The organism is Coprococcus hominis (ex Arizal et al. 2022) (assembly GCF_040094675.1).
Taxonomy (GTDB): domain Bacteria; phylum Bacillota; class Clostridia; order Lachnospirales; family Lachnospiraceae; genus Coprococcus_C; species Coprococcus_C hominis.
In genome coordinates this window covers 77,598-101,392 of sequence record NZ_JBBNHG010000031.1, presented here as the reverse complement: position 1 = coordinate 101,392, position 23,795 = coordinate 77,598, and the positions used below count along the sequence as shown (strand labels likewise).

General features: G+C 41.6%; 24 protein-coding genes and 1 CRISPR repeat array. Of the genes, 17 read left to right on the top strand and 7 right to left on the bottom strand.

Going from position 1 to position 23,795, the window contains the following annotated elements; translation table 11 throughout:
• From alaS to AAAT93_RS06000, 17 genes are all read left to right on the top strand, one after another.
• Window positions 1-2,640 (top strand): alanine--tRNA ligase, encoded by a 2,640-nt coding sequence (gene alaS / locus AAAT93_RS06080; RefSeq protein WP_021985544.1) that lies wholly within the window; start codon window positions 1-3, stop codon window positions 2,638-2,640.
• Between the two features lie 34 nt (window positions 2,641-2,674).
• Entirely contained in the window at window positions 2,675-3,274 is a 600-nt protein-coding gene (gene clpP / locus AAAT93_RS06075; protein ID WP_021985543.1) for an ATP-dependent Clp endopeptidase proteolytic subunit ClpP, read from the top strand.
• 160 nt (window positions 3,275-3,434) lie between these two features.
• Window positions 3,435-3,611, top strand: a complete 177-nt coding sequence (gene rpsU / locus AAAT93_RS06070; RefSeq protein WP_021985542.1) for a 30S ribosomal protein S21 — start codon at window positions 3,435-3,437, stop codon at window positions 3,609-3,611.
• Window positions 3,612-3,731: 120 nt separating this feature from the next.
• Complete coding sequence (locus AAAT93_RS06065) at window positions 3,732-3,956, top strand: YabP/YqfC family sporulation protein (protein ID WP_021985541.1); 225 nt, start codon at window positions 3,732-3,734, stop codon at window positions 3,954-3,956.
• Window positions 3,949-5,166: a sporulation protein YqfD gene (locus tag AAAT93_RS06060; RefSeq protein ID WP_021985540.1), complete on the top strand. Its 1,218-nt coding sequence runs from the start codon at window positions 3,949-3,951 to the stop codon at window positions 5,164-5,166. Before AAAT93_RS06065 ends, AAAT93_RS06060 begins: the two co-directional genes overlap by 8 nt.
• A gap of 8 nt (window positions 5,167-5,174) precedes the next feature.
• Window positions 5,175-6,173 (top strand): PhoH family protein, encoded by a 999-nt coding sequence (locus AAAT93_RS06055; RefSeq protein ID WP_021985539.1) that lies wholly within the window; start codon window positions 5,175-5,177, stop codon window positions 6,171-6,173.
• A 72-nt stretch (window positions 6,174-6,245) separates the two neighbouring features.
• Window positions 6,246-6,758, top strand: a complete 513-nt coding sequence (gene ybeY, locus AAAT93_RS06050) for an rRNA maturation RNase YbeY (protein ID WP_021985538.1) — start codon at window positions 6,246-6,248, stop codon at window positions 6,756-6,758.
• A complete protein-coding gene (locus AAAT93_RS06045) occupies window positions 6,745-7,824 on the top strand; it encodes a DUF3048 domain-containing protein (protein ID WP_021985537.1) in 1,080 nt (359 codons plus the stop codon). Before ybeY ends, AAAT93_RS06045 begins: the two co-directional genes overlap by 14 nt.
• Before the next feature lie 43 nt (window positions 7,825-7,867).
• Entirely contained in the window at window positions 7,868-8,224 is a 357-nt protein-coding gene (locus AAAT93_RS06040; RefSeq protein WP_021985536.1) for a hypothetical protein, read from the top strand.
• A 24-nt stretch (window positions 8,225-8,248) separates the two neighbouring features.
• Window positions 8,249-9,466 carry an aminoacetone oxidase family FAD-binding enzyme gene (locus AAAT93_RS06035; protein WP_118373557.1) on the top strand — a complete coding sequence of 406 codons (1,218 nt, stop codon included), beginning with the start codon at window positions 8,249-8,251 and terminating at the stop codon, window positions 9,464-9,466.
• Window positions 9,453-11,102, top strand: coding sequence for an NAD(P)/FAD-dependent oxidoreductase (locus tag AAAT93_RS06030; protein WP_118373556.1), 1,650 nt, complete (start codon window positions 9,453-9,455; stop codon window positions 11,100-11,102). Before AAAT93_RS06035 ends, AAAT93_RS06030 begins: the two co-directional genes overlap by 14 nt.
• Window positions 11,103-11,116: 14 nt before the next feature.
• Complete coding sequence (proB, locus tag AAAT93_RS06025) at window positions 11,117-11,977, top strand: glutamate 5-kinase (RefSeq protein ID WP_227572815.1); 861 nt, start codon at window positions 11,117-11,119, stop codon at window positions 11,975-11,977.
• Between the two features lie 22 nt (window positions 11,978-11,999).
• Entirely contained in the window at window positions 12,000-12,245 is a 246-nt protein-coding gene (locus tag AAAT93_RS06020; protein ID WP_021985532.1) for a DUF896 domain-containing protein, read from the top strand.
• Between the two features lie 17 nt (window positions 12,246-12,262).
• Window positions 12,263-12,826 carry a 5-formyltetrahydrofolate cyclo-ligase gene (locus tag AAAT93_RS06015; protein ID WP_182428784.1) on the top strand — a complete coding sequence of 188 codons (564 nt, stop codon included), beginning with the start codon at window positions 12,263-12,265 and terminating at the stop codon, window positions 12,824-12,826.
• Window positions 12,827-12,899: 73 nt separating this feature from the next.
• Window positions 12,900-13,823, top strand: a complete 924-nt coding sequence (locus AAAT93_RS06010; protein ID WP_182428783.1) for a patatin-like phospholipase family protein — start codon at window positions 12,900-12,902, stop codon at window positions 13,821-13,823.
• A gap of 85 nt (window positions 13,824-13,908) precedes the next feature.
• Window positions 13,909-14,523: an AAA family ATPase gene (locus tag AAAT93_RS06005; protein WP_021985529.1), complete on the top strand. Its 615-nt coding sequence runs from the start codon at window positions 13,909-13,911 to the stop codon at window positions 14,521-14,523.
• A 105-nt stretch (window positions 14,524-14,628) separates the two neighbouring features.
• Window positions 14,629-16,221, top strand: a complete 1,593-nt coding sequence (locus AAAT93_RS06000) for a hybrid sensor histidine kinase/response regulator (RefSeq protein WP_021985528.1) — start codon at window positions 14,629-14,631, stop codon at window positions 16,219-16,221.
• 54 nt (window positions 16,222-16,275) lie between these two features.
• Here the strand turns inward: AAAT93_RS06000 and AAAT93_RS05995 are convergent, their stop codons facing one another.
• From AAAT93_RS05995 to cas3, 7 genes are all read right to left on the bottom strand, one after another.
• Entirely contained in the window at window positions 16,276-17,355 is a 1,080-nt protein-coding gene (locus AAAT93_RS05995; RefSeq protein ID WP_117780150.1) for a tyrosine-type recombinase/integrase, read from the bottom strand.
• A gap of 447 nt (window positions 17,356-17,802) precedes the next feature.
• Entirely contained in the window at window positions 17,803-18,345 is a 543-nt protein-coding gene (locus tag AAAT93_RS05990) for a hypothetical protein (protein WP_227572814.1), read from the bottom strand.
• Between the two features lie 29 nt (window positions 18,346-18,374).
• Entirely contained in the window at window positions 18,375-18,590 is a 216-nt protein-coding gene (locus AAAT93_RS05985) for an aspartate dehydrogenase (protein WP_227572813.1), read from the bottom strand.
• A gap of 212 nt (window positions 18,591-18,802) precedes the next feature.
• A CRISPR array of direct repeats spans window positions 18,803-19,423; the repeat unit is 30 nt; unit sequence CTTTACATTCCATTCTGGTTAAATCTATAC.
• A gap of 180 nt (window positions 19,424-19,603) precedes the next feature.
• The gene (gene cas2 / locus AAAT93_RS05980; protein ID WP_349095531.1) at window positions 19,604-19,906 is read right to left on the bottom strand and encodes a CRISPR-associated endonuclease Cas2; all 303 of its coding nucleotides are present in this window, start codon (window positions 19,904-19,906) and stop codon (window positions 19,604-19,606) included.
• Complete coding sequence (gene cas1b / locus AAAT93_RS05975; RefSeq protein WP_227572812.1) at window positions 19,900-20,892, bottom strand: type I-B CRISPR-associated endonuclease Cas1b; 993 nt, start codon at window positions 20,890-20,892, stop codon at window positions 19,900-19,902. The genes cas2 and cas1b overlap by 7 nt, the downstream gene beginning before the upstream one ends.
• Window positions 20,893-20,907: 15 nt before the next feature.
• Window positions 20,908-21,405: a CRISPR-associated protein Cas4 gene (locus AAAT93_RS05970; RefSeq protein WP_227572811.1), complete on the bottom strand. Its 498-nt coding sequence runs from the start codon at window positions 21,403-21,405 to the stop codon at window positions 20,908-20,910.
• 15 nt (window positions 21,406-21,420) lie between these two features.
• Entirely contained in the window at window positions 21,421-23,742 is a 2,322-nt protein-coding gene (gene cas3 / locus AAAT93_RS05965; RefSeq protein ID WP_227572810.1) for a CRISPR-associated helicase Cas3', read from the bottom strand.
• Window positions 23,743-23,795 lie beyond the last annotated feature (53 nt).

Genomic DNA, 23,795 nt, shown 5'->3' with positions numbered 1-23,795 from the left:
GTGAAAAATTACGGCGTGAATGAATTGCGTAAGATGTTTTTGGAGTTTTTTGAGAGCAAGGGACATTTGAAGATGAACAGCTTTTCGCTGATCCCACACAATGACAACAGCCTGCTTTTGATCAACTCTGGTATGGCACCGTTAAAGCCTTATTTTACAGGACAGGAGATTCCACCACGCAGACGTGTGACAACCTGTCAGAAATGTATTCGTACCGGTGATATTGAGAATGTAGGTAAGACAGCCAGACATGGTACATTCTTTGAGATGCTTGGTAACTTCTCATTTGGTGATTACTTCAAGCACGATGCAATTCATTGGACATGGGAGTTTTTGACTGAGGTTGTCGGACTCGATAAGAACCGTCTGTATCCATCGGTTTATCTTGAAGATGATGAGGCGTTCGATATCTGGAACAAGGAAATCGGCGTAGACAAAGACCGTATCTTCCGTTTTGGCAAGGAAGACAATTTCTGGGAGCATGGTGCAGGCCCTTGTGGTCCATGTTCAGAGGTTTATTATGACCGTGGAGAAAAGTATGGCTGCGGCAAGCCGGGTTGTACAGTCGGTTGTGACTGTGACCGTTATATGGAAGTATGGAACAACGTATTTACCCAGTTTGATAACGATGGACACAACAACTATACAGAGCTTGAGCAGAAGAATATTGATACAGGTATGGGACTCGAGCGTCTGGCAGTTGTCGTACAGGACGTAGATTCTATCTTTGATGTAGACACGATCAAGGCACTTCGTGACAAGGTCTGCGAGATGGCAGGTGTTACATACGAAGAAGACGCAAATACAGACGTCAGCATCCGTGTTATCACTGACCATATCCGTTCGGTTACATTTATGACATCCGATGGTATTCTGCCGTCAAATGAAGGACGAGGATATGTGCTTCGCCGTCTGCTTCGCCGTGCAGCAAGACATGGCAGACTGCTTGGTATCAAGGGAGCTTTCTTAGCAGAGCTTTCCAAGACAGTAATCGAAGTATCCAAGGATGCTTATCCGGAACTTGCTGAAAAGCAGGAGCATATTTTTGCAACGTTAAATACAGAGGAAGAAAACTTCAACAAGACGATTGATCAGGGACTTTCTATCTTGAACGGTTATGTAGAAGATATGAAGGCAAAGGGAGAGAAAACTCTTTCTGGCGAGCATGCATTTAAGCTGTATGATACTTATGGATTCCCTCTTGATCTGACTGTCGAAATTCTGGAAGAGTCCGGATTTGCTGCAGATGAGGAAGGCTTCAAGGCTTGTATGCAGGAACAGCGCGAGCGTGCAAGAAAAGCAAGAAAGACAACCAACTATATGGGTGCCGATGCGACAGTTTATGAGCAGATTGATGTTGCAATCACAACCGAGTTTGTTGGTTATGACAGACTGACACACGAATCTGAGATCGTGGCAATCGCAGGCGAAGATGCAGTCGTAGACAGCCTTTCCGAAGGTGAAAATGGTTCCATTCTTGTCAAAGAGACACCATTTTATGCGACTATGGGTGGTCAGTGCGGCGATGCCGGTGTGATCGAGACAGCAACTGGTAAGTTCATCGTCAAAGATACGATCAAGGTTGTCGGTGGTAAGATCGCACATATTGGATATGTAGAAAATGGTGAGATCAAGCTTTCTGATACAGCAAAGCTTTCTGTTGATGCAGATAAGCGTCTGCATACCTGTATGAACCATTCGGCAACACATTTGCTGCAGAAGGCATTGAAGACAGTTCTCGGTGGACATGTCGAGCAGGCAGGTTCCTATGTAGATCAGGATCGTCTCCGGTTTGACTTTACACATAATCAGGCACTCAGCAAGGAAGAAATTGAGCAGGTAGAGGCTATTGTCAATGAGAAAATCGCTGAGGATCTTCCGGTTGTAACAAAGGTTATGAGCCTGGAGGAAGCAAAGAAGACAGGGGCAATGGCACTCTTTGGTGAGAAGTATGGCGAGACGGTACGAGTTGTCAATATGGGCGATTTCTCTATCGAGCTTTGTGGTGGTACACATGTAGAAAAGACAGGCGTGATCGCAACATTCAAGATCGTGTCAGAGGCGGGTGTTGCAGCGGGTGTTCGTCGTATTGAGGCACTTACTTCCCGCGGTGCATTTGCATATTATCATAACTTAGAGAATACATTGAAACAGGCAAGTGCTGCTGCAAAGGCAGAGCCTGCTAACCTTGTAGAGAAGATCGAAGGCATGCTTGCAGAGATCAAGCAGTTACAGTCTGAGAACCAGAAGCTCAAAGATAAGATGGCAAAGGCGGCTGTTGGCGATGTATTGTCTGACGTTGTTTCTGTTGGAGATTACAAGGTACTTCCGGTATCTGTCAGTGGTGTTGATATGAATGCACTCCGTAATCTCGGTGATGAGATGAAGACAAAGATTGCATCTGGCGTAGTCATCTTAGCTTCCGACATGGGAGATAAGGTAAACCTGATTGTGATGGCAACGGATGATGCAGTGAAGGCTGGCGCGCATGCTGGAAATATTATCAAGAAGATTGCACCGATGGTCGGTGGTGGCGGTGGTGGCCGTCCAAACATGGCACAGGCAGGTGGTAAGAACCCGGCAGGCATCAAGGATGCATTGGAAGCTGGTGTAAAGGAAGCTGAAGCACAGCTTTCATAGATTTTTGACATAAATAGAAAGTGAGGAACATAATATGGCATTAGTACCTACCGTCGTAGAGCAGACGAGCCGAGGCGAGCGCGCTTACGATATTTATTCAAGATTGTTAAAGGAGAGAATTATCTTTCTGGCAGATGAAGTAAACGATACAACTGCAAGTCTGGTTATCGCACAGCTTCTGTTTCTGGAGTCTGAGGATCCTTCCAAGGATATCAGCCTCTATATCAACAGCCCGGGCGGATCTGTATCTGCCGGCTTTGGTATCTACGATACAATGAACTATATCAAGTGTGACGTATCAACAATCTGTGTTGGTATGGCAGCCAGCATGGGTGCATTCCTTCTTGCTGGTGGTACAAAGGGAAAGAGAATTGCGCTTCCAAATTCCGAGATTATGATCCATCAGCCATTGGGTGGACTTCCAGGACACAATCAGGCAACGGATATGAAGATTGCAACGGATAATATCCTTCGTACAAAGGAACGTTTAAATCGTATTTTAAGTGCGAATACAGGTAAGTCCATGGAAGAAATCGAGCGGGATACCGATCGTAACAATTGGATGACGGCGGATCAGGCACTTGAATATGGCTTGATCGATCACATCTTCTCAAGCAGAGATGAAGTGAAATAAGAAAAAATGTAAATTCGTGACAATAAATTTCAATTTTTGGTTGACGAATTTGATTTATGTGTTATAATCTAACTTGTGCAATTTGGTAAATACCCAAACAGTTGTTTATGAAACGCACAAACACGAGATATTTTACAACTGGAGGGAGGGTGAGAGAAGTATGTCAAACGTAATCGTAAAAGAGAATGAGACTTTAGATAGCGCTCTTCGTAGATTCAAGAGAAACTGTGCGAAAGCCGGTATTCAGCAGGAGATTCGTAAGAGAGAGCATTACGAGAAGCCAAGCGTAAAGCGTAAGAAGAAGTCTGAGGCAGCTAGAAAGCGCAAGTTCAAATAATACAGACATTAAGGTGTTACTATTTTAGTAGCACCTTTTTTATTGTGTAAATTTTTGGATACATCATAATGAGAGCGCCACAAGCATATATTGGAAATAAAAGCTGTTCGGAGATGGAATATGACGCAGGTGCATTTTTACGATCAGACATGTGTACATGTGGATGGGTATAGACAGATTGTCAGCTTTGACACAACGCAGGTCCTGCTTCGATGTAAGAAAAATATGCTCGTCATTGAAGGAAATGCACTTCGGATTGCATCGTTCGATGGAGCGGAGATCACGGTTCGTGGTGATATTGCGGCTGTGCGATGGAAGGTGGAGGAGGCAGAGAAGCATGCGTAAATGGTCGGATATTTGTGCATACCGCTGTGTCATTCATATAACCGGTTGGGAAGTAGAACGCTTTTTGAACATCTGTAAGCATAATGATATTTTGTTTACGGATGTAATCATGGATAAGACCGGGGTATTTGCAACAATCTCGTACAAAGCATGGAAGACTGTCCAGAAGCTGCAGGAGAAATGTCAGGTTAGCTGTAGTATTGTAACAGAGACAGGCTTGTATCCATTTTTACGAAAGTATAAGAAGCGGGTGGCGTTTGTTGTCAGTCTGATGGTGTGCGCCGGGATCGTTTTTTATTCATCTCTTTTTATCTGGCATATAGATGTGGAGGGAACATCTATCTATACAGAGGAGGAAATCGTGACGTATATCAGTGATTCACTCGTGCCGATTGGGACAAAACGGGCGGCAATTTCGATTGCTGAACTGGAAAAAACATTGCGGATGCAGTATGACCAGATCGCATGGATCACTTGTGATGTAGAGGGAACCAGGTTGGTTGTCCGATTTGTGGAAACGGTAGAAAAGGAAGAAGTAACGACGTTTGATACACCGTGCAATATAGTGGCAGTCAAGGACGGCATTGTGCTTGATCTGCTTGCCAAGAGCGGAACAAAGCTGGTTAATCCTGGCGATGAAGTAAAAAAAGGGGATGTGTTGATTACTGGAGTTGTAAACATCTATAATGAATATGAAGAATTGATCGAGACGAATTATGTGGCGGCAGATGGTATTGTATATGCGCAGACGAAGTATCAGTATCAACAGGCATTTCCACTTGATTATACACAGAAAAGACAGGGGAAAAAGAAAAAGACAGGAATAACGATCCAGCTTGGAAATTCGGTGAAAACGCTGCATCAGCCAAAGTTGGTAGACGGTTATGAACAGGTATCCACCACGCATACGTTTCATATAGGAAAAGCATATTATCTGCCATTTTCTGTGACTGTCACAAAGTATTATCAGCCGATTTATGAGACAAAGACTTATACTGAGGAAGAGGCACGCAAAAAGCAGGAACAGCTGTTGCAGACTTATATTGCAGACCTCAAGAAAAAAGGGGTGGAAATACTAGAAAATAATGTTACAATAGAGTGTAAAGATGGAGAATGTCTTGCATCGGGAATACTGGTTGTAAGGGAAATCATTGGTGCGCCGGAGACATTTGTAATCCCGGAAGAGACGATTCAGAAAAATGAGGAATAGGAACAGTTATGAGTGCATATTATGAGACAATTACAGTGCCTGCAGATCAGATTCAGCTGGTGTTCGGACAGTTCGACCGCAATATCAAGAATCTGGAAAAGGCATATCATGTAGCGGTGGTTTTACGGGATGATAAGCTGCGTATCACAGGCTCGGAGGGCAGCGTGAAACGGGCAGTTTCAGTAATTGAACAGTTAGTTGCTCTGGCAGATAAAGGGGAAGAGATTACTGATCAGAATGTGAATTATGCGATATCATTGTCAAGAACTGGCGAGGAAGAAGCCGTATCGACGCTTGCAGCAGATTCGAATATTATCTGTCATACAACAAATGGAAAGCCGGTTAAGGCGAAAACATTGGGACAGAAAAAATATGTGGAAGCCATTGACAAGGATATGATCGTGTTTGGTGTTGGTCCAGCAGGAACCGGAAAAACATATCTGGCGATGGCGAAGGCAATCACAGCATTTAAGAATAATGAAGTGAACCGGATTATCCTGACAAGACCGGCGATTGAAGCTGGAGAGAAGCTTGGATTTCTGCCAGGGGATCTGCAAAGCAAGGTGGATCCATATTTACGCCCATTGTATGATGCGTTATATGAGATTATGGGCGCGGAAGCATTCCTGAAAAATATGGAAAAAGGACTGATTGAAGTAGCACCGCTTGCGTATATGCGTGGACGAACTTTGGACAACGCCTATATCGTGCTGGATGAAGCACAGAATACGACGCCGGCGCAGATGAAAATGTTCCTGACGCGTATCGGATTTGGTTCCAAAGCAATTATTACCGGAGATCTATCCCAGAAGGATCTGCCGAAGGATGCGCAGTCAGGTCTGGAAGTGGCACTTCGTGTCCTGCATAATATTGATGAGATCTCTGTGATACGGTTTACAAGTGAGGATGTTGTTCGGCATCCGCTTGTGCAGCGAATCGTCAATGCGTATGAGGAATATGAAAACCGACATAGCCGGGACAAAAAACAGACGCAGAATAAACATTAAATTGTACAAGATAAAACTTGATTATCTGATACATTTGGGATAAAATGTAACAGGCAATAAAGGAGAGATACATTGAGCGTATTTTTTGAGAATGAATTGGATACAGAAATTCCTGCACATTATCAGGACATTGTAGAGGATATCATAGAGGCGTCTCTGGATTTTCTGAAATGTCCATATGAATGTGAGGTGAATGTAATCTTTACAGATCATGCAGGGATTCAGGCAATCAATAAAGAATACCGGGATATCGATGCACCGACGGATGTTTTATCGTTTCCGATGATAGAGTATGAAGTGCCGGGTGAATTTGATTTCTGTGAGAACAGTCCACTTGATTATTTCAATCAGGACACCGGAGAGCTGATGCTTGGAGATATCATTTTAAATGTAGATCGGATTGCTGAGCAGGCGGAGGAATATGGTCATACGAGACGACGTGAAGTTGCGTTTTTAACGGCACATAGTATGTTGCATCTGGCAGGATATGATCATATTGATGATTCAGAACGTCTGCATATGGAAAAACTACAAGAGGAAATATTAACAAAGAAAGGATATACGAGAGACAATGAAGAAGAATAAGTTAAAGAAGTTGTCTATTTTTGCACTGACAACTGCACTTACCGTATCTTGCCTGGCAGGATGTGGAAAAAAGAAAGAGGAGGATACCGAGCAGGCAACTATTACGACCGAAGCGGCTGCAACGATGTCGGATGCAGATATTGAATTTGCACCGACAAAGGAAGGCTATGTGATCAATGAGTTTTCGGGTGAGTGGATTGACGAGAGTCTTTCTAATCAGAGACCACTTTGTATCATGATCAATAACATTGTAGATGCAATGCCACAATCAGGTATCTCACAGGCAGATATCACATATGAGATGCTTGTTGAGGGTGGTATTACCCGATATATGTGTGTATTTAAGGATTATTCCAATCTGGAAAAGCTGGGACCAGTTCGTAGTGCCAGACATTATTATGTACAGATGGCAAATATGCTTGGCGGTATTTATGCACATGTAGGATGGTCTGTCTATGCGGAATCATGGATTAAGGATACAGGATTAAATAACCTGAATGGTCTGTATGATTCCACAACTTTTTATCGTGATGAGTCAAGGGTTGCACCACACAACTGTTATACAAACAGCGAAAAGCTGAAGGAAGGTATTGCGGCAGCTGGTTACAGTACCGAGTATCTGGGTGAGAAATCTAAGGCGTTTGCATTCAATGTAGAAGATACAGCGCTTGGCAGTGGTCAGACAGCAAACAAAGTGACAACTGCATACAATGACAGCAGTACAAGATGGTATGAGTACAATGCCGATGAGAAACTGTACTATCGTTTCCAGTATGGAACAGAGCAGATTGATGATCAGACAAATGAGCAGCTTCGCTACAAGAACCTGATTGTTATGTTCGTTCAGTATACAGATCTTGGCGATGGTTTACAGAATATCGATTGGGATAAGACTGGAACCGGATATTATATTACAGATGGTGAGTATGAAGCAATTTCATGGAGAAAGGATAATGGAGTTGTAAAGTACTATACCGCTGATGGCAAGCAGTTGAAGATGAATCCGGGAAAGACATTTGTAACAGTATTTGATGAGACAAAGCAGGATAAGATTATCTTTGAATAATTAAATACAAATATGGAAATAATTTCTTCAAGGAGTTGGTGCCATGAAGAAATTATTTTTATATGTACTATTATTTGTAGGGATTTTTTCGTTATGCTTTTTGCTTGCAAATGAATATTTTAAACAACGTATGCAGGAAAAAGAGGGACAGAAGCTGGAACTTGCAGCGGATTCCATTTCCATTGACACAGAATGGAAAGACAATGGATTTTTGGTAGGGATTCAGAGTGGACGTGTGATAGTGTACGAGGCAGATACGCAACAGGTGTATGAATATACTGATATTGATGCGGCGGTCTTGCAGAAATTACATCCGAGTGTATATCAGGATCTCTTAAAAAATGTGCATTTTGATTCGAAAAAGGAACTGTATCGATATCTGGAATCATTATCAACCTAGAATAAACTTACAGTGAGGAAAACAATGAAAACACAGTATGATGTATGTGTAGTTGGCGGTGGTGCAGCCGGAATGGCTGCAGCAATCGCGGCTGCAGAGGGCGGAAACACCGTCTGTATCATTGATAAAAATAAAAAACTGGGCAAGAAATTATATGCCACAGGCAATGGTCGATGCAATCTGGCAAATACAGATATGAAGGATGGTCATTATCATTCGTCTTCAGAAACGTATCAGAAATTTCTGCATACCTGTCTGGGCGAGCAACCATTGCATGAAATGTTTGCATTTTTGCATTCTATTGGTGTATATACAAGATGTATCGATGGATATTATTATCCGATATCAATGCAGGCATCAGCGGTTGTATGGGCACTTTTAGACCGAATAAAGGCATTGCAGGTAACCACGTATCTGTCGGAAACGGTGACAGATATTCGGATAAAAAAGGATGGATATCATATTCAGTGTAATACGGAGATTATTGCCAGGAAGGTGATACTTGCATGTGGTGGACGATCATATCCATCGCTTGGCGGCTGCGCGGAAGGCGCAAGACTGGCAGAGAAGCTCGGTGTAAAACAGGAGCCGCAAAGACCGGCTTTATGTGCTGTTATGACAGAGGAAAATACTGAGGCGGTAAAAGGCGTTCGAGTGGCATGTTCGGCATGGTTTGAAGAAGGTAACACGGAATGGAAACAGTCCGGTGAATTACAGATTACCGAGTATGGTTTATCCGGGATTATGATATTCAATTTATCTTCGGAACTTGGCAGAATCTTATCAGAAGAATCAAGTGTTAAGCTGTATGTGGATTTTTTACCGGAGATAGAAGAGAATGCATTTGTGCAGGGAAGCAGAGATGTGAACCGGAGTCTGTATGGATATCTGAATGCGTATTTGCCAGATAAGCTTGCCATGTATATTTTGGAGACCGCGTGTGAACAGCCAAAGCAGGCGCTTACAGAGTTAACAGAAGCCGAGTTACATAAGATTTATCATCTTTGCAGACGATTTCCATTTCATGTCCGTGCATTGAAAAACTATGAACAGGCGCAGGTAACCGCAGGTGGAATCCGACTGACTGAGATTCAGCCAGAGACGATGGAATGTCTGGGACATCCCGGAATGTATGCGACGGGAGAAATGTTGGACATTGATGGAGATTGCGGCGGATATAATCTGACGTTTGCGTTACTTACAGGATTACGCGCAGGGAGAGCATGTCATGATAAGAATTAACCAGATTAAGATACCAGTACAAAAAGACGAAACAAGCGCTTTAAAAAAGAAAATACAGAAGACACTCAGGACGAATCATCCGTATACATATCAGATCGTTCGGAAATCCTTAGATGCGAGAGACAAGGGAAATCTGCTTCATATCTATACGGTTGATGTGGAATTTGAACGATCACAGGATATTCCTCGCAACATAATAGACAATAAAAATATTATGTTAACTAAAGATGAGAAATATACATTTCCGCATCGATGCAGAGACGATTGTAACGAGAAGACGGACGTGTCCATATATCGCCCAGTTATCATTGGCGCTGGTCCGGCGGGATATTTTGCGGCGTTACAATTAGCATGTGCCGGATACAGACCGATTGTATATGAGCGTGGAAAGTGTGTGGAAGAACGGACAAGGGATGTTGAAGGCTTCTGGCAGGGAGAGACACCGATCTGTGCGAATTCCAATGTATCCTTCGGCGAGGGCGGTGCCGGAACCTTCTCGGACGGAAAGTTAAATACCGGAATCAAGGACAAATATGGACGGATTCAGGCGGTTATTGATGATTTTATACGGTTTGGAGCGTCAGAGGAGATTGGCTATCTGAACAAACCGCATATCGGGACGGATGTATTAAAGCATGTGATGAAGAAAATGCGGGAAGAGATTCGATCCTTTGGCGGAGAGATTCATTTCTCCCATCAGCTTACCGCGATCTCCCATAGATCCGATACATGTCTGTCGCTTACGATTAAAGATCTGCAGAACGAGCAGACGATCGTAGTGGAGACATCTGCCTGTATTCTGGCGATCGGACACAGCGCAAGAGACACATTTGCTATGTTGCAGGCGGCCGGTGTCACGATGGAGGCAAAATCATTTGCAATGGGACTCCGGATCGAGCATTCACAGGCGATGGTCAATGCGAGCCAGTACGGCACGAGCGGGCAGGCGAAGCTGCTTCCGGCTGCAGATTATAAGATGACATACCGTTCAACCAAGGGGCGCAGTGTATATAGCTTCTGTATGTGTCCGGGTGGATTCGTCGTTAATGCATCGTCCGGCGAAGGACAGAGTGTGGTAAATGGTATGAGCAACCACGGAAGAGATGAGGAAAACGCGAATTCAGCGATCGTTGTAAATGTCACACCGGAGGATTTTGCGGCGGATGGATTCGCTGACTACGGCGTGCTTGCCGGTGTGGAATTCCAGAAGAAATATGAGCACCTCGCCTACGAGGCTGGAAATGGTAAGATTCCGGTGCAGCTATTTGCGGATTATAAGGCGAATCGTGTCTCAACTGAATTTGGAAGTGTGAAGCCAAACATCCGTGGAGGCTATCAGTTTGCAAACCTCAATAAGTGTTTGCCAGCCTATATAAATGATGCTATAATTGAAGGGATTTTGGACTATGACCGCAAATTAAAAGGCTTTTCATCCGGGGATGCCGTGTTATCCGGTATAGAATCCCGGACATCGTCACCGGTGCGCATCGTGCGTGATGAGACCTATCGAAGTGACTATTCAGGTCTGTTTCCTTGTGGAGAGGGCGCAGGGTATGCAGGTGGTATCACATCCGCGGCTGTGGATGGAATCAAGGTGGCAGAGGCGGTTGCTGCATATATCAATAACATAGTATAAAGAGGGAAAAAGACGTGGACGAGAAACGAATCAGAGAAGCATTGAAGGATAAACAACGAATCGTATTAAAGATCGGTTCGTCTTCTATCATACATGAAGAAACCGGCGGGGCGGATTACCGGAAGTTAGAGACACTGGTGCGCATTATCTGTGACCTGAAGAATCAGGGGAAGGACGTAATATTAGTATCGTCCGGTGCAATCGGTGTTGGATTTGAGATGCTGGGACTGCGCCATAAGCCGAAGACGGTATCCCTGAAGCAGGCGTGTGCTGCGATCGGACAGGGACAGCTTATGATGATTTATCAGAAGCTTTTCATGGAGTACAACCATATGGCTGCACAGGTTCTTCTGACCTTTGACGCGATCACAGATCCGGAGCGCCGCAGAAACGCCGAGAATACATTAAATGAGCTGTTACAGCAGGGTGTCATTCCGGTTGTCAATGAGAACGATACCGTGGCAACAGAGGAAATCGAGTTTGGTGACAATGATACAATGTCCGCGATCGTGGCGCATCTGATCAAGGCAGACCTTCTGATCCTGCTTACGGATATTGATGGATTCTATACGGATGATCCACATAAGAATCCGGAAGCAAAGAAGCTGACACTGGTAGAGACGATCAATGATACGATGAAGAATATGGCGAAGGATGCCGTGACAAACTATGGTACGGGCGGCATGTCCACGAAGATTGCGGCTGCGCGGATCGCAACAGATTCCGGAGCGGATATGGCAATCATGGACGCCGAGAATCTGACACAGATCTATGATCTGATGGAAGGAAAATCAGTGGGTACCCTGTTCTTAGCACATGAGAATGACGATTTTGATACGGTTGATTTCATCGTGCATAAAGGATACCAGAAATAAGAATAGAAATGGAGAATATCGCATGAACGAAGCAGATATCCAGAGAATTAACGAATTGGCAAGAAAAAGTAAGACCGTGGAGGGACTGACAGAAGCAGAGCTTGCAGAGCAGGCAGCTCTCCGTAAGGCATATATCGCAAGTGTGAAGCGCAACCTGAAAACACAGCTTGATAATATTGATATCAAGGAAGCTGATGGAAGTATCACACATGTGAAGGATATACCGAAGAATAAGCGGAGTGAGTATATCCAGATCCGCTTAAAGTAGATAAAGGAATGGTTTACATGACAATTTCAGAATCAAAGAAAGCACTTCGGAAGGGGATTCTTGCAAAGCGCAGGAATCTTTCTGAAGAATATCAGAAGCAGGCTGCGCAGGAAATCTATGAGAAGCTGCGCGCGCTTGAGGTGTATAAAGAAGCATCGGTACTGTGTCTCTATGTGCCGATTCAAAAAGAAGTCGATTTATTTCAATATATCCCGGAATTCCGAGCGGATGGAAAGCAAATCTATCTGCCGCGTGTCAACGGGAATACCATGGATTTTTACGCATATAATGAACAGACTGCGCTTGTCGAGGGCGCATATCATATATTAGAACCGGACAGCATGGTACAGTTAGAACCGGAAAAGACCGGTGGCACCTGTCTGATCGTGATGCCGGGGGCAGTCTTCACGAGAAGCTGTGACCGGATCGGCTATGGCGGCGGGTATTATGACCGGTATCTGGCGGCACATCCGGATTGTCATACTGCAGCGGTCGGGTATGCGATTCAGATCGTAGATTCGATTATGACCGAGGAAACGGACATCAAACCAGAGGTTGTATTATATAATAGTAAACAATAATTGTATTATGTAAACTAATATTGATATAGATTGGAAAATGGGTTGGAAAAAGTAGCAAATGGAGGACGTGTATATGGGTGAAGGAAAAGGAATTGGACTGGTGCTTGCCGGTGGCGGCGGCAAGGGTGCATATCAGGTTGGTGTATTGAAGGTGTTACAGGAACAGGGATTGCTCGAGGATGTGACGGCGATATCGGGTGCATCAATCGGTGCAGTCAATGCAATGTTATATTCGATGAACGATATGGAGCGGATGTATCAGGCGTGGAATGAGATCGATATGGATACGGTCTTTGATATCGACCTGAACATGCTTGCTGAAAAGCGTATGTATTTCTCACGGAATGAAATGCTTGCGATGTTCGAGAAATATATTGATATGGAGAAGATCAAAGCGGATTTCCGTGATATCTATGTATCAATCAGCCGCTTAAATGAGACACAGCAGCCGGAACAGGTAGAATACCGCAGACTCGAAGACTATGACGCGGATACGATCCGGAAGATCCTGCTTGCGTCTACGGCACTTCCTGTTATGTATGAGGCAGTGGAAATCGACGGGAAGAAGTACCGGGATGGGGGATTGTTAGACAATGAGCCGATTCAGCCGCTGTATGATCTTGGAATCCGTCAGTTTATCGTGATCGGTATGCGTGCAGGAAAGGTTCTGAATACGGAGAAATGGCCGGATGCTCAGTTTATCACAATCTATCCAAGCCATGATTTGGGGGATCTGATCGATGGTACATTGAATTTTACCGGACGTGCGAAGGAGTTCCGGCAGATGCTTGGCGAGAAGGATGCACTTCGTGCATTGAAGACGAAATTCCACCCGGATGATCTGTATATCCGGATGGAGCCGGTGCTGGCACAGAATGACTATAACGATATCATGATGCAGCTGCGTGTGAACTATACATATAAAACGATGGAGAATCGTGTGAATTCTAACATTGAAAAGTTCAACAATATAGCTAAAAAGTACGAAAATTTATAAAATATTTTGACAATTTGCACAAAAAAATGTATAATCAGAGTAAGTCAAAAGTGACTTGTACAAGGCGTGTAAAGGGGGCTTATCTATGGCAAAGACAATTATCACGATTGGTAGACAGTTTGGCAGTAATGGTCGTAACATTGGTAGAAAGCTTGCTGAAAAGATTTCCGCGAACTTCTATGACAAGGAACTGATCAATGAGACGGCTAAGGAAAGCGGGTTGAGCGAGGAATTCCTGAAATCGCTGGATGAGAAACCAACGAGAAGTTTTCTGTATTCGCTTGTTTCAGATCCATATAGCTATGGATTTACAAGTGCAGGCTATCAGACAAATCTGAACCAACAGGCATTTCAGGCAACATATGATACGATTAAGAAACTTGCAGATAAAGGACCATCAGTATTTGTAGGTCGTTGTGCGGACTACGCATTGCGTCACAATACGAATCTGGTTCGCATCTTTATACATGCGCCATTGGAGGAACGTATTAAGAATGTTTCCGAGCGTTTTAATCTGACTCCGGATAAAGCAAAGGCGCAGATTGTAAAGGAAGATAAGGCGCGTGCATCGTATTATAACTATTACACTTCAAAAAAATGGGGTGCACTGGAAAGCTATGATATATTTATCAATAGTAGTCTGATGAGTGAAGACGATACTGTCGATTTCATCATTGATTACATAGATAAGATAAAGTAGAAAAGGCTTGAAATATCTTGAAAAAATATCCTTTATCAGATATGATGATAAAGGATATTTTTTTGTAAAATAATGTAAATAATCACGACAAGAGGAACGACAAACATGGCGCTGAATGATAAAACGCGGAAACACAACGATATGGATTTCCAGAAGGATCTGTCCGAAATCTTGACCAATGCGAAAATTGGACTCTGGGCGATCGAAATGGATGAGGGCAAAGAGCCGAGAATGTATTTCGATGACGTGGCAAGAGAGATCACTGGATTTTACGAGGATATGACACCGGAGGAATGTTACGAACGCTGGTACAAGCGAATTGTGGATTCTGCCATTGATTCCGTGCAGGCAAGTGTCAAGGAGATGATCGAACAGGGCAAATCAGAGAATACCTATGCATGGATTCATCCGAAGAAGGGACGTATCTACACACGATGTGGCGGTTCTCTGGATGAGAATTATACGGCAGGAACCCGTCTGTGGGGGTATCATCAGGATGTCACAGAGAATATGCAGGCGGCTGAGATTGCTCTGCAGGAGGCAAAACGTGCGAATGCAGCGAAGACGACCTTCCTGTCGCGCATGTCCCACGATATCCGGACTCCATTAAATGGTATTATCGGGTTGCTGGAGATTGGTGAGCGTCATCCGGACGATGTGGAGCTGTTGCGCCAAAACCGTGCGAAGGAAAAGATTGCAGCGAACCATCTGTTGTCGTTAATCAATGATATATTGGAGCTTAGCAAGATTGATTCGAGCCGGATCGAGCTTGCACACGAGGCATTTGATATTACAGAACTGGCAGATGAGATCCTTACGATTACAGCGATGAAAGCTGCAGAAGCCGGTATCACGCTGGTGCATGGTGACTGTAAGGACAGCATGATCCATCCATATGTATATGGCAGTCCATTGCATGTGCGTCAGATATTACTGAATATTTTGGATAACGCAGTGAAATACAATGTTCCGGGTGGCAGTGTGCATTGCAGCGCGGAATTTGTAGAGATGGAAGCGGAACGGGCAGTATACCGCTGTACAGTCACGGATACCGGAATCGGTATGTCCGAGAAGTATATGCGTCATCTGTTTGAGCCTTTCTCACAGGAGCATTACAACGAGATGAGCTTGTATCAGGGAACCGGGCTTGGTATGCCGATCGTAAAGAGCCTGATCGACCGCATGCATGGAAAGATCGAGGTACGGAGTGAAGTTGGTGTCGGTACGACATTTACAGTTACCATTCCATTTGAGATTGCCCCGGAATCTGAGGTCGCAAACAATGAGAATGAAAATGAGGAGCAGGTATCTCTGGATAATGTCAAAATCCTGCTTGTAGAAGATAATGAACTGAATCTGGATATTGCAAAATACCTGCTTACCGATTCTGGTGCACAGGTAACAACGGTTATGAATGGCGATGCAGCAGTTCGTGAGTTTCAGAATACACCTGTGGGAACCTATGATGTGATTCTCATGGATGTGATGATGCCGGTGATGAATGGTATCGAGGCAACCCAGAAGATTCGTGCACTTGCACGTGAGGACGCGAAGACAATTCCAATCATAGCCATGACTGCCAATGCATTTGTAGAGGATGTACAGGCAGTGAAGAATGCCGGAATGAACGATCATCTGGCAAAGCCATTGGAAATGAATAAAGTGATTCATACGATAGGTAAGTATCTGAATAAATAAAATGAATGAAAAATACCATCAGCTGAGTAAAAGTTGATGGTATTTTCAATATGGCTATTTTTTAGATTTGGTGTCTGGGACTGTATTATGTTCCCGGAGCTGTACGGTATTTCTGGCGCGGCGCTTGCGGTAATCATCCATGTCCGCGTAGTGCTTTCTGGTTGTATTTACGTCAGAATGGCCTAAGACATCGGCAACCAGATAAATATCGGAGGTTTCCTGATATAATGCGGTACCATAGGTGCTACGAAGCTTGTGTGGCGTAATATGCTTCAGAGGGACCGCAATCTGTGAATATTTCTTCACCATGTTCTGTATCGTTCGAACATTGATTCGACTGTGGTGGGAGGAGAGGAAGAGTGCATTTTCTGAGCCTTTGGCAGGCGTGAGTTTCTTGCGTTCCTCTATATATTCCTGTAAAGGTTCAACCGCCTCGTCGCTGAAATAGACGATTGCTTCCTTTCCACCTTTTCGGGTTACACGGATGCATGTATTCTTAAAATCCACATCGTTCAGATCCAGACCGACACATTCGGAGATACGGATGCCCGTGGATAACATGAGCGTCATGATTGCTAAGTCACGTACCTTGGATTTCTCGTGAAATTTGAGCTGGCGGTCAGTCAGATTGGTGCCATATTCAACCGTATCGAGGAAATTCGCCGTTTCGTCCGCATCCATACGTGTAATTGCCTTTTCCGGCAGTTTGGGACGATCCACCTTATCAAATATATTTTCCTGTAGCATATCGTGCTTATACAGGTAATTAAAGAGGACACTCAGGGCACAGAGCTTGCGTTTGAGTGCAGATTTACCGTTTGTGTAGATACGGCCGTTCTTTTCGTATTTTTGGAGGTAATCCAGATAGTCCTCGATGAAAAATGTATCTATGGACGACAGGACGTCAAGAGAGACATCCTTTGGCGTATCACAAGGATGTTCGGTATAGACCTCACATATATATTCGAAAAATATTTTGATGTCACGTACATAGCCCAATCTGGTTCGCGGCGACGTTGTCTGTTGGACACCACGGACGAACCGCTTGACGTAGTCCGGAAGATCATTGCACACATTCCGAATCAAATCCAGATTGTGTTGTTCTTCCTGTTCATGATAAGTAATATCAGCCATACGATAAAAACCTCCCAATGCCTGTAAAGCGTTGATTTCTCTATATTTCTAGGATACCACTACTCTGGTAATAAATCAATAGATAATTTCGTAAAACCTGAGTTTTGCGAATAAATTTACAAGCAAACATATGGAGGGACTTCTGCTATTCCACCTGTAGATTTATTATTTGTCGTGGGAATGTGCCATTTATTTCAAATGTAAAAAACAGTTCCATTTATTCGCAAATAACCACAAAACTATGATATTCTTTCCGGGAAAATGTATGTTAAGATACTTGTGTTTAATCAGGATAACAAAGAAACTATATACAATCAAACAAAGGAGAATCAAACATGGGAAAAACATTTGAGAAGAAAAAAGTGGTAAAGAATAATCAGAGCCGCTTATCTAATTATGATAGGAGGCTCTTGCTATTTTTCAGAAGTTTGGTGTGTTTATAAGATATTAATGAAGTTTCTGGATAAAAGTTCGATAGATCTGTAAATACTCCTCTTCTACGTCTGTAAATGGTCGGACTGTATAATCTGGTTCATCATAAACCTGTGGTTTCGGTAAAGGCTGTTTCTCGTGTAACAGATATGTAAGGTCGTACCATAGCATTGCATTATCGATATCCTTCAGAATTTCCTGTTCAGCATTATCTAATGTACTTCCAAGAAAATGCGTATAAATCATATCAAGCAATTGATCTTCCAGCCGGTTATATTCCGGCAAGGCCTGCTTGAACGGACGTGGAACATCGGACATGTAACATTCACTTGCATCATGTAGCAGACATGCCAGAACCAGACGTGCCGACAGTCCCCGTGCCTGCGCTTCCTTCGCACAGGCAATGCAATGCTGTCCGACCGAGAAAAAGGTCTGTACGTGCCCGTTTCCGCGGCACAGAAGCGACAATGCATGTGCGATATCTTCGATGCAAAGAAGGGATGCATCCGGATTGACCGGATCAAAATGTTTTCCAGTGTAAGTAGTTATGTATGACATAGTGTATCCTTTCGGTTTCTGTAATACTCTTAATAGATTTTCTTAATATCTCCGATTATACCATACATCTCCCGGAAATGTGCAAGATCCGATGCATCTTGTATCAGCATAATGTCCTCAAATGCCTTAGTGGCATTGTCCTGAAATCCAGCTACCTGCTCTCCTGTGCAGATGCTGCATTTGATGACAGGTGTTTTCTCGGTTGGGTTGTAGTTGGTGTGTGATTTTTTGTGGAAAAGTTTCATGGGTGGGGCTCCTTTTGTGTTATTATAATTTCAATCTGATTAAATTTATAGTGTCGAGGGTTCAAATTCCCTTTCCGTAGCTATATCTATTTTCTGGTTAAATCTATACGAAGATATAATCAATCACATCTATGTCAGCTTTGTTCTTTACATTCCATTGTGGTTTAAATCTATACGCTTATGGTGTTCTTCGTTGCGGGTCTGATTCCTGTCTTTACATTCCAATCTGGTTAAATCTATACGTATCAGGAGGCGGCTGTCACTGGATCACGCTGATCTTTACATTCCAATCTGGTTAAATCTATACTCTCAAGCTGCTCATACCCGCTTGGATATACAATGACTTTACATTCCATTCTGGTTAAATCTATACAAAGCTGCAGATAAAAACCACGATTACCGCAATTACCTTTACATTCCATTCTGGTTAAATCTATACAGTTTTGCGGATATTTTTGTTTTTGTGGTTGTAGTCTTTACATTCCATTCTGGTTAAATCTATACGAGACAGCCGGGAAAGGAGCTACTATGACAAGTGACTTTACATTCCATTCTGGTTAAATCTATACTTGTTTTAGTGGCGTATATTTCAGAGGAATTAAATGCTTTACATTCCATTCTGGTTAAATCTATACCCAACAAGCAAAAACATACAATGAAGAAACAAAACTTTACATTCCATTCTGGTTAAATCTATACAAAACGCGAAAAAAGTAGTTGACAAGGTAAAAGTGTAGCTTTACATTCCATTCTGGTTAAATCTATACGGGTTGTTAGCTTCGTAGCTGATAATGCGGTATTGACTTTACATTCCATTCTGGTTAAATCTATACCCGTATAATCACAAGATCTTAATATCAGCGGCTAAAACACCACCTTTTTGTCGACCTCGATATTATACATATTTAGTATATCAAAAAAATTTTATAAATACAGAGTTATTTCTATATTTACTAAGTAATTACGTATTTTGTCGATGTGCAATACTTTTTTCGATATTTCAGATCGACAAATCAAATAAAACGGGATGTTTTATCATCATTAAGCCCAATAAATTCCTTTTTCAGCCATCGCTCATCACGGGAGGAAAAGAGAATAACGGAGTCCACATCTTTGCGGATAAACTGCTTCAATTCATTCTTCAGAGCTGTTATTTTAGGCGTACTGATATTGCCCTCAAACACCGAATGCTGGATATGCGTCAGATATTTTTTGCATATCTTAAATACTTTTGGGAGAATCTTTTTTCCTGCATCATCTGTGACAATATCATAAACAAGAATAACATACATGAGCAATCGCTCCTTTCCTACCACCATATTTCAAATCCGGTGTACTCCTTCTCTCCGGTCAAATGTTTGATCAGCTTGAAAATTTCAAGTCGCATTAAATATTGATAAGATACATACTTGTTCAAATCGCGATGTTTAATGGTTGTCTGCAGACGAGTATCTAACTCTTCTACAATCGTTTGAACAGCCGATTTTTTCAGCTGTAAACCATTAAGTTCATTTACAAAGCTTTGTTCAGTTATTTGGTTTCGATTTAGTAACGAAAAGATTAATCGATCACCAATCAAAGGCTTGAATATTTCTGAAATATCCAATGCAAGGGAAAATCGTTTCGCACCTGGTTCATGCAAATAGCTAATCGTTGGATTTATTTGCGTTTTATAGATTTCTGTTAAAACCTTTGTATATATCAGTGAATTGACAAATGAAATCAAGCTGTTGATCATATTATCTGGTGGGCGCATCACCCGTTTGCTGAAATCAATATTCTGGTCAATGATGGTATTCCAAGCCTGATAATATGTTTTCCTGATATTTCCCTCAATTCCCATCAGTTCGGTAATGGATTCCGTTTTCGGTATGTATTTTCTGTATTCAACGATCTGATCCATGTAAGGTTGCACATTTTTGCCGCGTCCATTGTAATATCTGAGATTTCGAAATATATTGTAGGAAGCGGAATTGATAAACGCTTGTGCAAGGAATAGTCGTTTTTCAGGATTTAAGTAATGCTCTGCCTGCTGTGTTAATAATTTGCCTGCGAGTTTCTGCTCTTTTGGATAGAAACTGCCAATATAGTACTGATAATAGTTAAAAAAATGAACGGAAATTCCCATTTTAGACAGTAGATTTAACAAGCTGATATTCAGATTTATTTCCGAAAAAATGTAAATATCTGAAATATTCTCAATCGGAAGATCCCGTTTATTTCCATCTTCTGATACAAAACGTAACGTATTATCTTTTCTGGCAAGGCTTCCATTTGTAAAAATATAATAGGTTTCTTCCATGTATATCCCCTTTCATTAAATATAGCAAAGGTCGTGATAAGCACATTTTTTGCATATCGCAGTCTCTTCTTTCGGTGGTGTTTGTTCGGAAGCTGCATAATCTAATATATCAGTTAAGACATTTTCTATAATAGGAAAATCCTCATCATTCAGTTCGACAGTGATACTTTGTTTTAAGAGTGGATAATCAATTTTGGCACTGATATTGGTCACTTCACGTTGATGCAGATAATATAAATAATATTTTACCTGCATGATGCTTGCTTCTTCAATGCTTTTGCTCTTCTTAATCTCGTGTAATACATGATTGCCACGCAGGAAATCAATATTGATTACGCCGTTGATCATGATGTGTTTGTTGTCTCGATCGTAAGAAGATGTATCAAGCAGTTTTCCGAGTTCCACATTTTCATTCCCGGCTTCCATTCTTATTTCGTGGAGATAATACCATAATTTTTTTTTACATACATAATAGTAGTAAATCATGATTCCACTTATTTCTTCCTTAGTCATAGAAGCTCCTTTCTGTCAGATAAAATGGCTACAAGCGTATGCATCCTTTTCAGGAAGTTTTACATCTACAAATCCCATTGAATATGAATAATCACAGTGAAGAATTGGAATGGCTGTATATCGATTGATATAAAATTTCCTTTCGATATATTCTTCTTTTTTCGAAAAATAACTAGGAATCGAAACAATATAGTTCTGGATAGAGTTTATCGCATTGATTCTTTCTTCTAAACTGCTATTGCTTGATTTAATAATATGCTCTATCTGTTCGAATTCATATTTATGAGTTTCATAAATAGAATATGGAATAATATCAATATTCCGAATATCTCTTATTGTGTCTTTATCTTTTTCATTTAGCAGTAATGTATTTAGATATTCATACATTCTACAATATTTTGCATCATACCTGGAATCAATTATATTTTCATAGGATAAGTAATATTCGATTAAATTGTTTTTTTCTTGTTCACTCAATATACCGGATACAGTTTCAATTGCCTTTTTTGAATAATGATAGATAACAGGATCTATTGACTGATCATTTATTGCGGATTGAAATCTCACTAACAAATCTTTTTCTTTTGGATTCATATAATCAGAATCCTGTAATTGCGTATATACAAAGCAATTTGTTTCATCGATGGACTTTAACCCTTTTCTGTTCACTCGCCCAAACCTCTGGAATAAAGAAAACAGATCCAATAATTCTGTGAACAAATAATCAAAATCAATGTCTAAGCTTGCTTCGACAACAGAGGTTGCAATCCATATTTCGTGCGCGTTTGTGGCTGTTTTTCCTGTTTGTAGAATTTCGACCTCTTTTTTTGAGCGATCCTGATGAGTAAATCGGCTATGAAGCAAATGAATATTAGCTATTCCGGCAGAACTTAGCTTTGTGTATAACCTTTGTGCGGTTTTAATACGATTGCAGATAACAAGAATTTTGCAACTCTCCGCGACTCTCTTTTGTTCCCAAAATCTTAAAACATCATCAGCATTTAAGGTAGAGTCTATAACCTTCACATTATGTCTGGGTTTTACTGTGTCAATAAAGCTATTACATACTACGTCTTCTCCCATAACTTCCTCCAGTTTCTTTCTTGCATATGGAGGCAGCGTTGCGGTCAGAACTGCTACTTTTCCACCGAATTCTATGATCTTTTTGACGCCCAGAACCAGATATGCAAGCAGATCCGGTGAGTACATTTGAATTTCATCAATGATGATTTTGGAATATGAATATGTACTCAGCTTTAATTCATATCCATAATACTTTAGTACAAAATCAAATATCTGATCCAACGTTGAAATGGTAATTGGAAGCGATAATTGCTTACTTGCTGTTACATAAGTAAGTACATTATCAATATCTGTGTTGTCATCTTTATTTGTAAGATAATAGGTTTGTGTATCAGAATGCAGTAAGGCAAGTCTGGAATCGAGATTATCATTATGCAATATAGTTTTTCCGATTCTTTCATACATGGCATTGAGTGCTGTTTTTAATGGAAGCACAAAGATACATTTATTGTTTCCAGACCACAATAATCCTGCCTCTGTTTTTCCACTTCCGGTAGGTGCAGTTACAATGACATTTTTATCGGAATTTTCCTTCATAAATATCTGTAATTCATTCCAGGATGCAGATTGACCCCAAGTGTGTAATAAATCGTTCAGCGAACCTGTAAGAAAATCATTCTTATATTCACATGGAAGATGCGCACTTGCGCTGTAGTCGCACTTGTGAAGTAATCCTTTCATAAGTGTCATTTTATTGTACAAATTTACTTTATCGATAGGTATGGATTGCATTGTATTATCTTCCTGCAATTGAATAAATTTATTTATAATGGTAAGTGCTTTTCGGTTTATGCTATTAGGTAAAACATCTTTATATTTCTCATGAAATGCATCTATTAATTGATTCGAATGCGATAATATATAGGCAAAGGATGAATTATCATAATGGTTATCATGATGGTATAAAACAGCATATAAAACGGAAATAAAATCTTCCGAATTACCGAAATCGTGGTCGTCGATAAATAACGCTGATAAAAGATTATGCTGTACCTCTGAATCAGGATCAAAGTGGATGCTTTTATTATGTAGGCGCGTCTGCATATGTTCATTTACCTTACCATAATCATGTTTTTCGCAGGCATAATGCAGAAGATTGGATAAATCGTCAGAGATGTAACCAAGCTGAACAAGCAAATCTGCCTCTTTTAGAACACATTCGGTGTGTTCTGATATGGTTTCTGCTACTCCATTTGTATCTGGAGATTTAGCCCAATAAGTATCCAGCAAATTTTGAAAATCGTTGTTGTCCATAAATGCATTACCTCCTGTCAGATTTTGATTCAAATTCCAATTTGGTTAAATTA

What these genes read in the sequence shown, in the direction of transcription:
- AAAT93_RS06030 (WP_118373556.1), top strand. Translation starts at nt 9,453, where the DNA reads ATGATAAGAATTAACCAGATTAAGATACCAGTACAAAAAGACGAAACA.
- rpsU (WP_021985542.1), top strand. Translation starts at nt 3,435, where the DNA reads ATGTCAAACGTAATCGTAAAAGAGAATGAGACTTTAGATAGCGCTCTT.
- AAAT93_RS05990 (WP_227572814.1), bottom strand. Translation starts at nt 18,345, where the DNA reads ATGTCATACATAACTACTTACACTGGAAAACATTTTGATCCGGTCAAT.
- AAAT93_RS06055 (WP_021985539.1), top strand. Translation starts at nt 5,175, where the DNA reads ATGAGTGCATATTATGAGACAATTACAGTGCCTGCAGATCAGATTCAG.
- clpP (WP_021985543.1), top strand. Translation starts at nt 2,675, where the DNA reads ATGGCATTAGTACCTACCGTCGTAGAGCAGACGAGCCGAGGCGAGCGC.
- AAAT93_RS06020 (WP_021985532.1), top strand. Translation starts at nt 12,000, where the DNA reads ATGAACGAAGCAGATATCCAGAGAATTAACGAATTGGCAAGAAAAAGT.
- AAAT93_RS06005 (WP_021985529.1), top strand. Translation starts at nt 13,909, where the DNA reads ATGGCAAAGACAATTATCACGATTGGTAGACAGTTTGGCAGTAATGGT.
- cas3 (WP_227572810.1), bottom strand. Translation starts at nt 23,742, where the DNA reads ATGGACAACAACGATTTTCAAAATTTGCTGGATACTTATTGGGCTAAA.
- AAAT93_RS06015 (WP_182428784.1), top strand. Translation starts at nt 12,263, where the DNA reads ATGACAATTTCAGAATCAAAGAAAGCACTTCGGAAGGGGATTCTTGCA.
- AAAT93_RS06035 (WP_118373557.1), top strand. Translation starts at nt 8,249, where the DNA reads ATGAAAACACAGTATGATGTATGTGTAGTTGGCGGTGGTGCAGCCGGA.
- AAAT93_RS05985 (WP_227572813.1), bottom strand. Translation starts at nt 18,590, where the DNA reads ATGAAACTTTTCCACAAAAAATCACACACCAACTACAACCCAACCGAG.
- AAAT93_RS06065 (WP_021985541.1), top strand. Translation starts at nt 3,732, where the DNA reads ATGACGCAGGTGCATTTTTACGATCAGACATGTGTACATGTGGATGGG.
- AAAT93_RS06040 (WP_021985536.1), top strand. Translation starts at nt 7,868, where the DNA reads ATGAAGAAATTATTTTTATATGTACTATTATTTGTAGGGATTTTTTCG.
- cas1b (WP_227572812.1), bottom strand. Translation starts at nt 20,892, where the DNA reads ATGGAAGAAACCTATTATATTTTTACAAATGGAAGCCTTGCCAGAAAA.
- AAAT93_RS05970 (WP_227572811.1), bottom strand. Translation starts at nt 21,405, where the DNA reads ATGACTAAGGAAGAAATAAGTGGAATCATGATTTACTACTATTATGTA.
- AAAT93_RS06060 (WP_021985540.1), top strand. Translation starts at nt 3,949, where the DNA reads ATGCGTAAATGGTCGGATATTTGTGCATACCGCTGTGTCATTCATATA.
- AAAT93_RS06045 (WP_021985537.1), top strand. Translation starts at nt 6,745, where the DNA reads ATGAAGAAGAATAAGTTAAAGAAGTTGTCTATTTTTGCACTGACAACT.
- AAAT93_RS06010 (WP_182428783.1), top strand. Translation starts at nt 12,900, where the DNA reads ATGGGTGAAGGAAAAGGAATTGGACTGGTGCTTGCCGGTGGCGGCGGC.
- AAAT93_RS05995 (WP_117780150.1), bottom strand. Translation starts at nt 17,355, where the DNA reads ATGGCTGATATTACTTATCATGAACAGGAAGAACAACACAATCTGGAT.
- AAAT93_RS06000 (WP_021985528.1), top strand. Translation starts at nt 14,629, where the DNA reads ATGGCGCTGAATGATAAAACGCGGAAACACAACGATATGGATTTCCAG.